Source organism: Photobacterium aquimaris (assembly GCF_002954455.1).
GTDB classification, from domain to species: Bacteria; Pseudomonadota; Gammaproteobacteria; order Enterobacterales; family Vibrionaceae; genus Photobacterium; species Photobacterium aquimaris.
In genome coordinates, this window is sequence record NZ_MSCC01000002.1 from 588,475 (window position 1) to 602,963 (window position 14,489).

Annotated in this window: 11 protein-coding genes and 5 tRNA genes; 5 read left to right on the forward strand and 11 right to left on the reverse strand. The window is 39.5% G+C overall.

Features of this window, described 5'->3' with window-relative positions:
- Positions 1 to 338: 338 nt before the first annotated feature.
- From BTN98_RS13360 to BTN98_RS13375, 4 genes are all read left to right on the forward strand, one after another.
- A tRNA-Ser gene (locus BTN98_RS13360) sits at positions 339 to 429 on the forward strand.
- 47 nt (positions 430 to 476) lie between these two features.
- Positions 477 to 552, forward strand: a tRNA-Thr gene (locus BTN98_RS13365).
- Positions 553 to 561: 9 nt separating this feature from the next.
- Positions 562 to 646: transfer RNA gene (locus tag BTN98_RS13370), tRNA-Tyr, on the forward strand.
- Positions 647 to 653: 7 nt separating this feature from the next.
- Positions 654 to 729: transfer RNA gene (locus tag BTN98_RS13375), tRNA-Asn, on the forward strand.
- Positions 730 to 860: 131 nt separating this feature from the next.
- On the opposite strand, the gene BTN98_RS13380 is transcribed toward BTN98_RS13375, so the two are convergent.
- From BTN98_RS13380 to BTN98_RS13400, 6 genes are all read right to left on the reverse strand, one after another.
- Positions 861 to 1,172 carry a hypothetical protein gene (locus BTN98_RS13380; RefSeq protein ID WP_061000643.1) on the reverse strand — a complete coding sequence of 104 codons (312 nt, stop codon included), beginning with the start codon at positions 1,170 to 1,172 and terminating at the stop codon, positions 861 to 863.
- Between the two features lie 119 nt (positions 1,173 to 1,291).
- Positions 1,292 to 1,900 carry a class I SAM-dependent methyltransferase gene (locus BTN98_RS20665; protein ID WP_240616124.1) on the reverse strand — a complete coding sequence of 203 codons (609 nt, stop codon included), beginning with the start codon at positions 1,898 to 1,900 and terminating at the stop codon, positions 1,292 to 1,294.
- The gene (locus tag BTN98_RS13385; RefSeq protein ID WP_240616125.1) at positions 1,873 to 4,173 is read right to left on the reverse strand and encodes a GNAT family N-acetyltransferase; all 2,301 of its coding nucleotides are present in this window, start codon (positions 4,171 to 4,173) and stop codon (positions 1,873 to 1,875) included. Before BTN98_RS13385 ends, BTN98_RS20665 begins: the two co-directional genes overlap by 28 nt.
- 128 nt (positions 4,174 to 4,301) lie before the next feature.
- Entirely contained in the window at positions 4,302 to 5,447 is a 1,146-nt protein-coding gene (gene norW / locus BTN98_RS13390; protein WP_061000639.1) for an NADH:flavorubredoxin reductase NorW, read from the reverse strand.
- Positions 5,448 to 5,465: 18 nt separating this feature from the next.
- On the reverse strand, positions 5,466 to 6,992 hold the full coding sequence (gene norV, locus BTN98_RS13395; protein ID WP_061000637.1) for an anaerobic nitric oxide reductase flavorubredoxin: 1,527 nt from the start codon (positions 6,990 to 6,992) through the stop codon (positions 5,466 to 5,468).
- A 222-nt stretch (positions 6,993 to 7,214) separates the two neighbouring features.
- Complete coding sequence (locus BTN98_RS13400) at positions 7,215 to 7,547, reverse strand: hypothetical protein (protein WP_061000635.1); 333 nt, start codon at positions 7,545 to 7,547, stop codon at positions 7,215 to 7,217.
- Positions 7,548 to 7,782: 235 nt separating this feature from the next.
- Here BTN98_RS13400 and BTN98_RS13405 point away from each other — a divergent pair.
- Positions 7,783 to 7,873: transfer RNA gene (locus tag BTN98_RS13405), tRNA-Ser, on the forward strand.
- A 182-nt stretch (positions 7,874 to 8,055) separates the two neighbouring features.
- On the opposite strand, the gene BTN98_RS13410 is transcribed toward BTN98_RS13405, so the two are convergent.
- The 5 genes from BTN98_RS13410 to BTN98_RS13430 all read right to left on the reverse strand — a co-directional run bounded on the left by BTN98_RS13410 (position 8,056) and on the right by BTN98_RS13430 (position 14,487).
- A complete protein-coding gene (locus BTN98_RS13410) occupies positions 8,056 to 8,982 on the reverse strand; it encodes a PstS family phosphate ABC transporter substrate-binding protein (protein ID WP_061000633.1) in 927 nt (308 codons plus the stop codon).
- 10 nt (positions 8,983 to 8,992) lie between these two features.
- Positions 8,993 to 9,601 (reverse strand): OmpA family protein, encoded by a 609-nt coding sequence (locus tag BTN98_RS13415; RefSeq protein ID WP_061000630.1) that lies wholly within the window; start codon positions 9,599 to 9,601, stop codon positions 8,993 to 8,995.
- A gap of 2 nt (positions 9,602 to 9,603) precedes the next feature.
- The gene (locus tag BTN98_RS13420; RefSeq protein WP_061000628.1) at positions 9,604 to 10,914 is read right to left on the reverse strand and encodes a TolC family outer membrane protein; all 1,311 of its coding nucleotides are present in this window, start codon (positions 10,912 to 10,914) and stop codon (positions 9,604 to 9,606) included.
- Positions 10,915 to 10,997: 83 nt separating this feature from the next.
- The gene (locus tag BTN98_RS13425; RefSeq protein ID WP_061000626.1) at positions 10,998 to 12,317 is read right to left on the reverse strand and encodes an HlyD family type I secretion periplasmic adaptor subunit; all 1,320 of its coding nucleotides are present in this window, start codon (positions 12,315 to 12,317) and stop codon (positions 10,998 to 11,000) included.
- Positions 12,307 to 14,487 carry a type I secretion system permease/ATPase gene (locus BTN98_RS13430; RefSeq protein ID WP_061000624.1) on the reverse strand — a complete coding sequence of 727 codons (2,181 nt, stop codon included), beginning with the start codon at positions 14,485 to 14,487 and terminating at the stop codon, positions 12,307 to 12,309. Before BTN98_RS13430 ends, BTN98_RS13425 begins: the two co-directional genes overlap by 11 nt.
- Between the last annotated feature and the right edge of the window lie 2 nt (positions 14,488 to 14,489).

Genomic DNA, 14,489 nt, shown 5'->3' on the forward strand with positions numbered 1-14,489 from the left:
GCTAGGATTTGAGTTTTCGAGTTTCGAGATCGCGAGAGTAGGGTGCTAGCTTCAATCATCATATAATTCCCTCTTAGTTCAGTTGGTACTCTTTATTGGGAAGATTAGCGGCCTGTTAATTCACATGTCACTGGTTCAAGTCCAGTAGAGTGAAGCCAAATAGAAAAGCCCGCAAGTAATTGCTGGCTTTTTTACGTCTGGAGTTTGGTTAATAGTTGTTTTATAAAACAGCAAATTGAATAATATAAATGGTTTTTGATTAATTGGTGATCACTTGAAAATCTTTTTAATATTATTACTTTACAGATGAAGGTTAGGCCTATATTATTCGCGCCATTGGAGAGATGGCTGAGTGGTTGAAAGCACCGGTCTTGAAAACCGGCATACGTTTATAGCGTATCTAGGGTTCAAATCCCTATCTCTCCGCCAAATTTAATTGTTGAGTTTAGGCTTGGCAATAAAAAAGAAATTAGTGTGCCGACTTAGCTCAGTAGGTAGAGCAACTGACTTGTAATCAGTAGGTCACCAGTTCGACTCCGGTAGTCGGCACCATTAAATTTCGGTGGGATTCCCGAGTGGCCAAAGGGAGCAGATTGTAAATCTGCCGGCACTGCCTTCGAAGGTTCGAATCCTTCTCCCACCACCATTATAATTCCCTCTTAGTTCAGTTGGTAGAACGGCGGACTGTTAATCCGTATGTCACTGGTTCAAGTCCAGTAGAGGGAGCCAAATAGAAAAGCCCGCAAGCAATTGCGGGCTTTTTTACGTCTGGAGTTTGGTGAAGCTAGGATTTGAGTTTTCGAGTTTTGAGATCGCGAGAGTAGGGTGCTAGCTTCAACCATCATATTTGTCACCCTCAGCTAAATCGTGATTGCCACATAAAACTGAGTAAGGGGTATTTGCGGAGGCGCCAAGTATGTCCATTGAGTTTGAGATAAGTAACGTTCAGGGCTATTTTCAGAGTATTTTTGAGTATCAGGTAAAATGACTAATTTCCAATTTTGATGCGTATTGTCTTTATCGTCATTACTGTTGCTGCTACTTGAATTACAGCCAGTCAAATAGGTAGCGACCATTGTTGCCACTGTACTTTTTAAGAATAATCGTCTTGCAAACATGCCTATTAATACCGTTGCGTCTAAAGCCACAGTATTGCTATGGGTATGTGTCATACTTATTGACGTTTTTATTAACTTTTATTTCATGAGTATTAAATTGAGTGTGATTAAGGATAAAAGACGGTAAATAAATACTCGTCTATCATCGTGGTTTTTTGTCTTAATTGTTTGTTTTAAATCTTTTTATCAAATCGCATCAAGGTGTTGAGTGAGGGGTCATGTTGTTGAAGTAAGTATTGCTGACTATTGATTAGATTATGTTTAGCTAATGCTGTTATCCAATAATCTAGTCCTTGAAAGTTACGCAATTCGGCTTTGTTTTCATTCCAACTAACACCTAAACCGGCATTAAACACGGTATGGACTAAAGCACAAAATGTCTGCATAGGTATATTTTCTGCGTTATGGTCACGTAAAATAAACCGTCCTCCAGGCTTTAATACGCGAGCAATTGATGCAATAAAAGCGTCTAATTTATGGGGTGGACAGTGATGTAATCCAATATAGCAACTGACTAAATCAAGTGATGCGTCAGCAATTGTCTCGGCAGGTAATGGTTCATAATTGGCGAGATCAAAAAAGTGACCTACGCGTTTAATACTACCGCGCTCTGCAATCTCTGCAGGCGAGTTATCGGGCACAATATCATTACATAAAAAAATTGGCCCAGTAATAGACAGCTGTTTTTGTAGTGTTTTGACATAACGGCCAGTGGAACCAATCTCTAAATACCCCTTCAGGGTTTCAGTTGTGGCTAAAATGGTTGAAGTTTGACGTGCCATTTCTTTTTTTGTTTTGCTAATGCGGGAAGAGCGTAGGTAATATCCGCCAATTTGGGTTTTATTTCGCTAAGCCCGTATTGAATTTCATGGTAAATGTCTTGATCTGTAGTAAACCGTTGGCAACATTGGCTAATAAGCGCATGGAATAAATGCTCAGGGTAGAGGTGATAAATATTTTGTAGAAAAAGATAGAAATCGTCTCTACCATTAATAGTACTAAATACTTGTCGAAATGCAGATTGGCCACAGTCAGCTCGTGAGAAAATAGCGATATCATCTGTTTGACGATAATACTTCTCCCATAAGCAATGGCGAAACCGATAGTGTGGATCCCATTTGTCTTTTAAGGCAAATAAAGTCGGTGCATTAGGGTAAGCGCGATGAAATTGGTCATAACGAGCGTGGGGTTGATAAGGAAGGTAATAACAACCGCCAGCATTAATCGCAGCTTCAATCAGTTCTCGTGTCCAAATAGCAACTTTTTGTTGTTCAGCATCGCTGGCTTGTTGCTTGTAATATAATACAAAAGCAAATACTTCTTCACGTGCCCAAGCTAGCAGTGAGCCAGGATCTGCATGAGAATGTCTAATGGAAACGTTAACCGCTTTAACATGATAACGATTAAGAATTTCGGTCATTATTGGCGTAAAGTCATCAATACGATCAACTGGAATAAAATACTCTTGCAGAACATAGGTATTTTGATTTCGTGAAACCGGTTCAAGCTCAGCAACATTATAATTAGCTTCCTCGTTACGAGTTGTTATTTTTTTATTCCAATACATCAATGGTTCATAGATATATTCACGACGCCAGTGGCCCCATGGTGACTCTGTAATTGTCCATAACATGTATTTCTCTAGTAAATACAGCTTTCGTTCCTTATGAGGGGATACATTAATGGGCTTGGTTGTTTGTGACCACGTAACTGCATGAATTTTATCAAATCGAGGCGGGAGCATGTCGGCATTGTGGAAAATAGCATCGGTATTATTACTGATTTGATGTTTAAAAAAAGCGGGATAATTACTTAACGGCATTTTTTTATGTAAACGTTCAATATGACAATCAGTCGTTAATGATAATTCTGCTTCTGCTATGATCCCGACTGCTCCATAACCACCAATTGCCGCATAAAAGAGCTCACTGTTTGTGGCGGGGGAGGCATTGATACGCTTGCCATTATGAAGTATTAACACAATAGAATTTATTGATAAAATTAAAGGTCCTAAACTGACATAACGCCCATGACAATTTACACTTAATGATCCGCCAATAGTGAAATTAGCATAAGTTTGCATGATTTTTATCGCGAGTCCATGGTGCTGAATACATGCTTGAATATCTCGCCATCGCGTACCTGCTTGTACGGTAATTGTTTGTTGTTCGACATTAAGATCAAGAATACGGTTTAAGCCACGCATATCGATATGCAACGAACCACTATGGGCAATTTGTCCTCCCATACTATAGCGTCCGCCACCAATAGAAATCGGCTTTTGAGTGTTTTTTAGCATATCTTGTAACTGTTCGACAGTGCCGGGAACGTAAATATCATCGACAGCAATAGGGTAAAGCCGTGAGACTTCTTTAATGATATTAGTGTAGTGAGGTGAGGATTTAGCTAAGTTACTCGTTGGAATAAAATAACGCATTCTTAGTAATATCGGCAGTTGATATTGTTGTTCTAATTCATCTGAACCTGATTGAGATACAATATGAAAGCCATAGCGTTGATAAAAATTAATTGCGCCTTTATTACACTGAGTAACATCGAGTTCAATACTAGAAATATTTTGATTTTGTAACCAAACACATAAATTATCAAGAATATCAGCACCAATACCTTGGCCTCTATATTCATCAAAGACAGCAATATTATTAATATAAAATGCATCTTCAGCAGGTAAGGGCACATAATTATTTAACGCTTTACGCACTGTGGTTAAGAAATGCCATTTTAGTTTTAAAGGAGTATTGATTAATAATTGGATTGCACCAATAAGCTCTTGCTGCTGCATATGTTGCTTAGTATAACCGACGACAGCGCCTTTAATTTGGTTATCATGATAATAAACATACCCAAAGCGATAACTAAATAGTCCTCGAGGCTGTAATACTTGTTTGGATAGTGCTGGAATGGCTTCACTACGAGAAGTGAACATAAAGTCCATTAATTCATGTGAACTTTCATAAATACATTCACAAAGTGCACTACTGTCGCTAGCTTGTGCACGCTTAAATTGAGCATCAGTTGACTGGAGTGGATTCATACGAATAATGACACCTTAATAAAAACGGGTACTGATTTATTAAAGATAGACGCTGTAATACCATGATGAGATAAACAATAGGTCCACAATAATAGTGGACCTGAAAATAGCGCTAATATTTGAATGAATTATAGCGTTGGTGACAATTGTCTTAATAATGCGAAGGCGTGTTTTTGCTTATTATGCGTAGCAATAAAGCCGATTAAGGTTTGATCATCAGTGCGCGCTTTAGCAACACAACCGTCATTGTCTCGCTCTATTTGCCAATGAATATCTTCCATAGTGGTTATTCCCGCTAAACTTAACGGTAACCAAGGTGTTTTGGCTTTGATTAACATGGGTGGTAATGATAATGGTGTCGGCGTTCCAGCCAACGTCTTGGCCAGTGCTATCGCTGATAACATAATCGGTTGAATAAAAGCACTTATTTTGCCGTTTATTTCAGCACAATCTCCAATGGCATAGACGTTAGGTGCTGATGTTTGCAGTATATTATTAACGATAATACCCAGGTTAGTCTTGATTCCTGCTTGTTGAGCTAAACGAATTTGTGGTGTTAATCCCATTGCGGCAATGACAACATCAGTATGTATCGTTTTGTTATTTAATTGCGAGATCGTTATTTGTTTATCATCAGCATTTATTGCGGTGATAATGGTATTTAGTTGTAGAACTATATTTTTTTGATGCAGTATATGATGTAACTCGGCGGCAATAAACTCAGGCAGTAACGTCGGCATCATGGCAGCGGCTTTATCGCATAAGGTAATTTTCTTGCCTATTGTAGCTAAATCTATGGCTATTTCAGTGCCAATTAACCCCGCACCTAAAATAGTAATATGTTTTGCTGTAGTAATTTTTGAGTGGTTACGTGTTAACTCATCAAGGCTATTTAATGTAATGATTTTATCTAAACCATTCCCTTCAAATTTAGGGACAAAAGATTTGGCACCCGTTGCAATAATCAATGAACAATAATGCCATTGCTGCTGATTAAAACGAATCCATTGATGGTCGGTATTGATCTCATCAACGACAGTATTAGTGAGTAATTCAATATTATGTTCTGTAGCAAATTCAACAGCGGTTTGTTTAATAAGATCTGTTGGTTGTTGATCTCGACTAAACACATGGCTTAGCTCAGGCTTTGAATAGTCAGCACCTTGATCTGCGGTTACTAAAGTTATTGCAGTATTTGGGTCGAGCTTTCTAAATGATTTTACCCACTGGTAAGCAGCAAAGCCACTGCCAATGACAATAATTGGATTGGACATTATATGGACTAACCTTATTTAGTTTATAGGTTCAAATACTTCTTTACCGATACCACATTCAGGGCAGAGAAAACTATCAGGAACATCTTGCCATAATGTACCTGGATCAACATCTTGGTTAGGTTCACCTAATGCTGGATCGTAGATCCACTGACACACAGTACATAACATTTTTTGGCTTGCGGTTGCTTGTATGCAACATTCGGTATTTATAGTAGGTTCTTGTTCAACAACGGATGTTGGTTCGACTATTTCTGGTGCATCAGTCGCAACTTGTATTGTTGTTGCAACTGTTGGCGTTGATGTTATTTGGGTTGTGAAAGGTGTGTAATGATCATATGGGCGTTCAGTTTGAGCCCATTCTTTGGCTATTTTTTTACCGTGTTCACGACATTGTTGCAATGCTTTTCCGTCTGGACGCCATTTCGTTTTAAGACCAACGGTAGTGAAAAAACCAGCATCAGTTAAACGAGCGTGAATACGATCGACAGCACCACCATTCCAGCCATAGCTACCAAATGCACCAGCTTTCTTATTTTTAAAACGTAAGCCAGTAATTTCCTCAAGTAAACCCGCGACTTTAGGCATCATGACATTATTCATAGTTGATGAACCAACTAGTATTCCTTTTGAGCGAAACATATTGGCTAGGATTTCATTCTTATCGTGACGAGCAACATTAAATATACGAACAATAACTTCATCGTCAACTTCAGTGATCCCTTGTGCAATAGCATCTGCCATCATACGAGTATTATTAGACATAGAATCATAGAAAATCGTGATGCGGTTTTCTTGATACTGATTAGCCCACTCAAGGTATTTTTCAATAATCTGAGTAGGGTTATCGCGCCAAATAACACCATGTGATGTAGCGACCATATCAACGGGTAAATTGAAGCCTAAAACTTCATGAATTTTATTGGTTACTAAGGGGCTAAATGGCGTCAAAATATTTGAGTAATAACGCAGACATTGATCGAGCAGTTCGTTTTGGTCGACTTCATCATTAAATAGACGTTCATCACAGTAATGTTGACCAAAAGCATCATTGCTAAACAGGACGGCATCTTCAGTCATGTATGTCATCATGCTATCAGGCCAGTGCAACATTGGCGTTTCAACAAACACTAATGCTTTACCATTACCAATATCAAGCGTGTCACCTGTTTTTACGGTGTTGAAGTTCCATTCCGGATGGTGGTGGTGACCGACAATTGAATCAATTGCATTTTCTGTACAATAGATAGGTGTATTAGGAATACGACTCATCAATTCAGTTAATGCACCTGCGTGATCTTCTTCGGCATGATTAATAACGATGTAATCAATGTCGTTAAGATTAATTTCCTGTTCTAAATTTTGAAGAAAAGCCAAAGTAAATTTATGATCAACAGTATCGATCAATACATTTTTACCTTCACGAATTAAATAACTGTTATAGCTAGTCCCACGGGTTGTTTTATATTCTGTGCCATGAAAATCACGAACTTCCCAATCACGCTGCCCAACCCAAGTAATATTATTCTTAACATGAATAGCCATTTTAAAATTCCTTAATCGCATAAGTTGTATTTTTAATGCATGTTATTCCTCAGGGGGCGCTGCGTCAACTCAAAAGATGCATTTAAAATGCATGTTAATGATTATTTCATTATTATCAAAAGGTTATTATTGATATTTATAAATGAACCGCCAATGGTTTGATGGTTCATTATGAGGATAAATGGTGGGATTTTTAATTTGATTAAATGTTGAGCGTTATTGTTAGTTAATGCTAACAACCAAACCAATAATAGTGATCAGACTTACAGCGTTGAGTACTGAATATAAAATTGTTTTAGGCATGCTAAATGAAAGGTTATTGAAATCGCGTTTAGAGCCAATAACAGTAACTAATAATGGTAAGGCTACTAAGAATCCAAAAATTAAGCGAATATTATTCGTAATGGTATAACCGATTTGAATTTCAGCAATGATAAAACCTAAAATAGATAAAATGAGGGTGGTGAGTGAAATTGCAAAAGTTCGATTATAAGCATCCATTAATTGAGCAAAAGCTTGGTATTCTTCGTCCGTAAAATCTGATTTGTTTGCCATGTGTTTTTCAATCTAATAGGTTAACTGTTTAGATTATAACGGATCATTACTGATATAACGAAAATAAAGATTCTTGCTACAGCATAGCAATGAGTATGTTTATTGTTCTCTAATATGTCACCTTTGTTGTCTAATTGTATTTCTGAGTAAAATAACCACTAAAGTGCTTTAAAAATAAGCAGTTAATTCCTTTTGGGTTTACAGTTGTATGTTGTGGTGGTATTATTTTTGCTATGGAGAGATGGCTGAGTGGTTGAAAGCACCGGTCTTGAAAACCGGCATACGTTTATAGCGTATCTAGGGTTCAAATCCCTATCTCTCCGCCACACATTGAAAAGCCGCTGATTGATCAGCGGCTTTTTTGTATCTGAAGTACTGTAAATCACTGATGCCAATAGGGTGAGACAAACTTTTATTACACAATGAAAAGGGGCGAAAAGTTTAACTTTATGCCCCTTTGCATTTTATATTTTTGAGTTAATGATTAAAAGAAAATAGCCCAATGGGGTTATTTATATCCTCCTTGAATTTCTGGCTGTTGTTGTTTTAATACTACTTTATTACGCTCAATTGCTGCGGCAGGTAAATCTATAAAGCCGTTATCCGTGAGTGTCTGCTGTGCTTCTGGTGTCATTACGTAATTAACAAAAGCCGTTTGCTGCGGTGATAGAGAGCTCTTTGTTGGCTCTAAATTAAGGTACATGTAATAGACGTTAGCAAGCGGGTAGCGGCCTGATAAAATTGTTTCATGATCTAATCCAAAACTCTCACCATTTTTATCAATAATATCAATACGTTTAATATCTTTATCTTGGCTTTGATATACGGTGTAACCAATAGCATTTTCTTTTGATTCAATAGTATCGATTAAGTCTTCACGGCTGTTTAACGATTTAGTTGCCGTTTTTTGGCCATCGTAGCAGGTGATCATCTTGGTGAAATTACGGTGTGCTGATAAATCCCCATTGACTGAATAAGCGTGTACTTGTGTTAGTTCAGTATTGTTGGCAAGTACAGGGCTTACAGTCTGCCATTGAATTGATTTTAATGATGATTGACAGCCAAAAATATCAGCCAGCGCATTGATTGAAATAGACTTAATTGGATTATCTTCATTGACCAAAATGGCGATAGCATCGGATGTAAAGTATAGCTCGGTTGGTTTATAACCGTATTTATCTTTAAAAACAGCGACTTCGCTATCTAACCAACGACGAGAGCTAATACCAATTTTTACGCTGTCTTCAATCATCAATTTTTGAACATCATTGCTTTGCTCTGTCAGCAATTGATTGTTTAACGTTGCTGTTGAAATTAGTTTATTGATGACGGTATTGAGTTCATTTTCAACCGCAATGGTTTTACTGCTATCGGCATAAGCAGAAGAAGCAAACAGCGCCAGTGGTAACATGTAAGTTAAAGTTGATTTATTCACGAGTATTCCCTCACTGTGCTGTTGATGCATGTTGTGCTGATTGCTCTGAGCTGTAAATAGTCCATTTTTTTACAGGCTCCATTTGGTTGCTGGTTATAACAGCAATGGTGCGTCGCTCACGTTTCTTTAGGTGCTTGGTTAATTCGGTCACCTGCGTAAACTCTTGCTCTGAAATGCGCTCAGGTGCAATACCATTTTCAATCAATGCATCTTTAATCACGCTTGTTCGACGTTGCGCTAATGCTTTGTTGTATTCGTTTGTACCTTCAGGGCTAGTATCACCTACAAGGATCACTTTTGCCTGTGGCTTTTGTTTTAATAAATCAAAAAGTTGAGTGTAGGTTTCATTTTGATCTAAGCGAATATGGTCGTCATCAAAGTTAAAGTAAACGGTCTGAATGTCGTATTTTGGCTTCATTTCCCAAGGAGCACAGCCGGTAATATCAACATTTGTGCCTACAGGGGTATCTGCACACATATCACGTTGGTTGATCACGCCATCTTTATCATGATCGCGAAGATCATCAATCTGATGGCGAGTAACTTGGGTATCAGGCATGTCTGCACAGCCACTTAAAAGCAAAGGCAATAAAATGAGAGAAAGTAGTGATTTAGTCATGATTATTGCTCCTTCGCTTGCCATTGTTCTGGGTATTCAACACGTAATGCATAGGTCAATTTACCCATAGCATTAAGAATGCGGTAAGCTGCTAGGGTGTGATCATATTCCGTATTGATGTAGTTCTTGCGAGCAAGAAATACTTCGACTTTGGCATCCAGTACGTCAAGTAAACTACGACGGCCTAAACGAAATTGCTCTTCGTAACCCATTTCAGCAGCTTTTGCTGCATCAACGTTTTGTTTCAACAGTTTCTTTTGTTGATCCAGCATGTTGTAGGCATTCCACGCAAGGGTCGTCCCTTCAACCACTTCACGTTCAGCACGTAAACGGATAGTGCGAGCTTCTTCATGACGCCAAGCTGAAGCTTCTGTATCTGCATTGGTTTTACCGCCGTTATATATGTCGTAATTCATAGTCAACATCACACGGGCATCTTGATCTGGGCCAAGTGTATTCCCCACGTTATCGTTAGCATTAGCGTGAACTTCTAGCTTAAATTCAGGGAAATAATTACCTTTTTCTCGGCGAATTTCTTCACGTGCAGCTTGAATATCAGCAATAGCGGCTTGTATTTCTGGATGCTGGTTTATACCTTGTTTAATAGCAATTGTTTTACTACTTGGTAGTAGGGCGCTATCGACCACAGGATCAATCAAGTTAGTGGCAGGTTTACCAACTAAACGTATAAACTTGGCATCGAGATCGTAGAGGTTATTTTCAGCTGCAATCAGTGATGATTTTGCTGTCGCAACACGTGCTAAAATTTGGGCTAAGTCAGAGTTACTGCTTAATCCTTTTGAATTCTTATCGAGAATATCTTGATAAATCGCTTCATGTTCACGGACGTTGCGTTGGGTTAACTCATAAATAGTTTTTGCTTTCAGTACTTCAAGATACAAGCGTGTGGTATCTAACGAGATACCTTCGGCATCAGACAATAAGGTTAAACGTTCAGATTCTGCTTCATAGGTTAGACGATCGGTATTGGCTGAGGTTTTAAAGCCATCAAAGATAAGCTGTGATGCTTTTAAACCGATTTCAGTACGGTTCATACCACGATCGTCTTTGGGGATTTTATTGCCACTGTTGTAAAGGGTTTCTTCATAACCGGCTGCAGCGTATAAATTTACCTGTGGTAAGTAATTAGCTTGTGCGCCATCGACTTCACGCAATACTGATTGAAAACGAGCATATTGCCCCGCAATTTGTGGGCTGTAATCAATGGCTGAGGCAACAGACTCTTCTAAAGAGAGCGCATGCGCAGCTGTTGATGAAAATAGCGCAGCTGCTATTAATGATGATAAACGCATTCCTTTTCCTTTATCTTCTTATTATGTTTGCCGTTTGAATAACAAACTGGCTGATATATGTATCAATGAGTCAATTGAGTATATTAAGGTTCTCTTAATGCACTGGTTTTAGCGCGTAATAACGGCTTTAACCAATAACTTAAAACAGTTTTTTCTCCCGTTAAGATATCCACCATCGCTTGCATGCCGGGAATGGCTTGCAAACGTGTTTCAGGATCATCATGGAGCTGAATATGAGCGCGGTAATAGGCGGTACCGTCTTCTGTTTGTAGGGCATCAGCACTGACATAAGTGACTGTGCCTTTGCGTCCACCGTAAACCACAAAATCATAGGCAGTAAATTTAATGGTGGCTTCTAATCCTGTTTGTACAAAAGCAATATCTTGCGGCGAAATTCGCGCTTCAACGATTAACTTGCTGTCATTGGGCACTAACTCCATGATAGGTTCACCGGGTTTTACAACACCGCCTAATGAGCGCACTAAAATATCTTTAATAGTGCCATCCATTGGGGCGGTGATTTCAGTTCGTTTTAACTGATCGGCTAATCCTTCTTGACTATCTTCTAATTGGGCAAACTGATTGGTCAATTCATTGAGTTGTGCTTGGACTGAGGTTCTAAATTCCAACGCAAGATTGCGGCGTATCACAATAGCTTCACGTAATGCTGCTGAAGTTTTTTGTTGTGCAACTTTTGAACTGGCAATTTCGCCGCGTAATTTCACCTGATCGCGACGTGTTTGGATCAATTCTACTTCCGCAACAGCGCCTCGTTTTACCGCCCCTTCGAGCATTTTGGCTTCTTTATTGACTAAACGAAGACTGCTATAAAGTGTGGATGTATTACTTTTCGCATCACGTAACGCTTCAGTTTGCTGTTCAATCGTAAGCTGTGCTTCTTCAAGTTGTGACTCAATTTGTCCAATACGTTCGTTGTAATTGGCTTTAGCATTAAGCTGAGCACGCTTACTTAAATCATCAAAAGCGATAGCTTGATGGTTAATGGTGATTTGTTTTTTCCAATCCTTTTCCTTGGTATTGACTTTTACGGTGTCTAATTCGGCTTTCAGGCGTTTTATCTGCGCTTGTAACGTACGGTAATGTTCATCAGATTCTTGGAAAGCGGTACGGAAACGGGTGTCATCTAAAATAATTAAAGGCTGACCTTTTTTTACCTGTTCGCCTGCTTTCACTAAGACTTGTTCAATAATACCGCCTTCTAAACTCTGAATTTTTTGAATGGCGAGGGTCGGCACAACTTTGCCATCACCCACAACCACTTCTTCCAATTTGGAATAGGCAGCCCAAGTGATAATAGAGATAACTAATAGCGAACAAAGCCAGACGATTTTACGAGAGCGATAGGCGTGCTTTTGATTTGCCCATTTTAAATTACTGCTCATTACCACCTCCTTGAACAATACTGACGGATCGAACACGGCTAACTGGACGTTGTGGTTTTTGTTTAGCAAGAATGGTTTTTGCATCACCATCAGCCACTATTTGCCCACGCTCTAGCACAATAATGCGATCACATTGTGCCAAAATAGACTGGCGGTGAGAGCTAATTACCATGGTGATATCACGCGGTAATTTATGTAGGGCTTGACGAAAACGCTCTTCTGCTTGTTGATCTAAAGCGCTAGTTGGCTCATCCATTAGCAATAGGCTAGGTGAGCGATACAGCGCGCGAGCCAGTGCGACAGCTTGGCGTTGACCGCCTGATAAATTACGACCGTTTTCACCGACTTGGGTTTCTAATCCGTTGGTAAGGCGATCCATAAAGCTATTTAAGCTCGAGGTGGTTATGGCATGACTTAGGCGCTTTTCATCAACTTCATCACAGCCAAATAGAATATTTTCATAAATAGTGCCGTAAATAAGAGCTGGCTGCTGTCCAACCCAACCGATGTTGTTACGAAGGGCGGCGGGTGGCCATAACTGGGCATCAATACCTTCAAAATACAATTGTCCTGAACTTGGACGATATTGGTAAGAAAGTAGGGCTAACAGAGTAGATTTACCTGAGCCTGCTGCGCCAATAATACCAACACGCTCACCTTGGCGGATCGCGAATTTAATATTACTGAGAGCATTGAATTGCTGCTCAGGATAGGCAAAGTTCGCATCATCTAACTGAACATTACCGTTAAACTCGCCGCGATCCATCACCTGATGCTCATTACTTTCCTGCGGTAATGCCATCACTTGATCAAGCCCTGTAATAGCAGAGCGGCTTTGCTGATAGCGCAGCATTAACATCGATAACTGGTTGATTGAACTTGCGGCACGACCGCTCAGCATCACAATAGCAATCAAGCCACCCATGCTGAGCAAGCCTTCTGAAATACGGTAAACACCAATGATAATTAATCCAATGGTTACGATTTGCTGACTACTCATTACCGAATGAGAAACAACATTGGTGTATTTTCGTGATTTGATATGCCAATCAGAGAGTGCTGAGGCGGTTTGCTCCCAACGGCGCTGGATGATGCCTTCAGCATTGTTTTGTTTGATATCAGACAGATTATATAAACTATCTAATAATTGGGTTTGTTTCTGGGTCGATAAGCGAGCTGATTCATCCAATGTTTGACCAATTTTTCCTTTCATGATGGTACTTAGGAGCAATAGCACCGCCATAATAGCGATAGGAACAAACATCATAGGTCCGCCAAGCCAACCAATTAATGCAAGGAAGAACAAGGTGAAAGGTAAATCCACCAAGGTAACTAGAGTGACTGACGTGAAAAACTCTCGCACACTGTCAAAATCTTGAATTTGACGCGCAAATGCAGCGGCTGATTGGGGGCGATGTTCAAGTTTCATCCCCAATACTTTTTGCATTAAAATTGCTGACAGTTTGGTATCAATATGATGCCCAGCCATATCGGTGATAGCGCTTCGTGCTTCGCGTAATAACCAATCAAATATCAACGCAATTGATACCCCAGCCGCCAACACCCATAAAGTATTAAAGGCTTGGTTGGGTACCACGCGATCGTAGACGTTCATGGTAAATAACGGCACGACAAGAGCGAGTAGGTTGATAAAAATAGAGGCAATAAGCAGATCACGATACCAAGGTTTTACCTCTGAAATCGCCGAACGTACCCAATGTTTTTTCGGCTTAGGTTTAATATCATCCACGCGGGGATCAGCAACTTGGATCGGCGAAACTTGCCAAACATCCCCGTTGAGCAGATGTGTTAGCTCATCGCTTGATTGTAGAGATACAACGGGAGTTGGGGCATGATCATCATTAGTTTTAAACTGGACGGTTTTAAATAGACCATCAACGTATTCACTAATAATGATTGGCTCGCCAGCATTTGTAATGCCAACGGCTGGTAAGCTTGCTGTGATTAGCTTTTTTTTCGGGTGTAAGCCAACGTCCAACTGAGCTTGGTTAGCTGCACGTTCAAACAGAGAATCGTCAAGTTTACCCTCTATTAAGGGTAAACCTGAGGTGACTTTTAGACGATGACAGCGAATGCTGTAATGCTGGCATAGCCACAATATAGCAGCTAGCCAGAGGTCATTATCTAACGGCGGATTTTTACTACTCATAC

What these genes read in the sequence shown, in the direction of transcription:
- BTN98_RS13385 (WP_240616125.1), bottom strand. Translation starts at nt 4,173, where the DNA reads ATGAATCCACTCCAGTCAACTGATGCTCAATTTAAGCGTGCACAAGCT.
- BTN98_RS20665 (WP_240616124.1), bottom strand. Translation starts at nt 1,900, where the DNA reads ATGGCACGTCAAACTTCAACCATTTTAGCCACAACTGAAACCCTGAAG.
- BTN98_RS13400 (WP_061000635.1), bottom strand. Translation starts at nt 7,547, where the DNA reads ATGGCAAACAAATCAGATTTTACGGACGAAGAATACCAAGCTTTTGCT.
- norV (WP_061000637.1), bottom strand. Translation starts at nt 6,992, where the DNA reads ATGGCTATTCATGTTAAGAATAATATTACTTGGGTTGGGCAGCGTGAT.
- BTN98_RS13420 (WP_061000628.1), bottom strand. Translation starts at nt 10,914, where the DNA reads ATGCGTTTATCATCATTAATAGCAGCTGCGCTATTTTCATCAACAGCT.
- BTN98_RS13415 (WP_061000630.1), bottom strand. Translation starts at nt 9,601, where the DNA reads ATGACTAAATCACTACTTTCTCTCATTTTATTGCCTTTGCTTTTAAGT.
- norW (WP_061000639.1), bottom strand. Translation starts at nt 5,447, where the DNA reads ATGTCCAATCCAATTATTGTCATTGGCAGTGGCTTTGCTGCTTACCAG.
- BTN98_RS13425 (WP_061000626.1), bottom strand. Translation starts at nt 12,317, where the DNA reads ATGAGCAGTAATTTAAAATGGGCAAATCAAAAGCACGCCTATCGCTCT.
- BTN98_RS13380 (WP_061000643.1), bottom strand. Translation starts at nt 1,172, where the DNA reads ATGACACATACCCATAGCAATACTGTGGCTTTAGACGCAACGGTATTA.
- BTN98_RS13430 (WP_061000624.1), bottom strand. Translation starts at nt 14,487, where the DNA reads ATGAGTAGTAAAAATCCGCCGTTAGATAATGACCTCTGGCTAGCTGCT.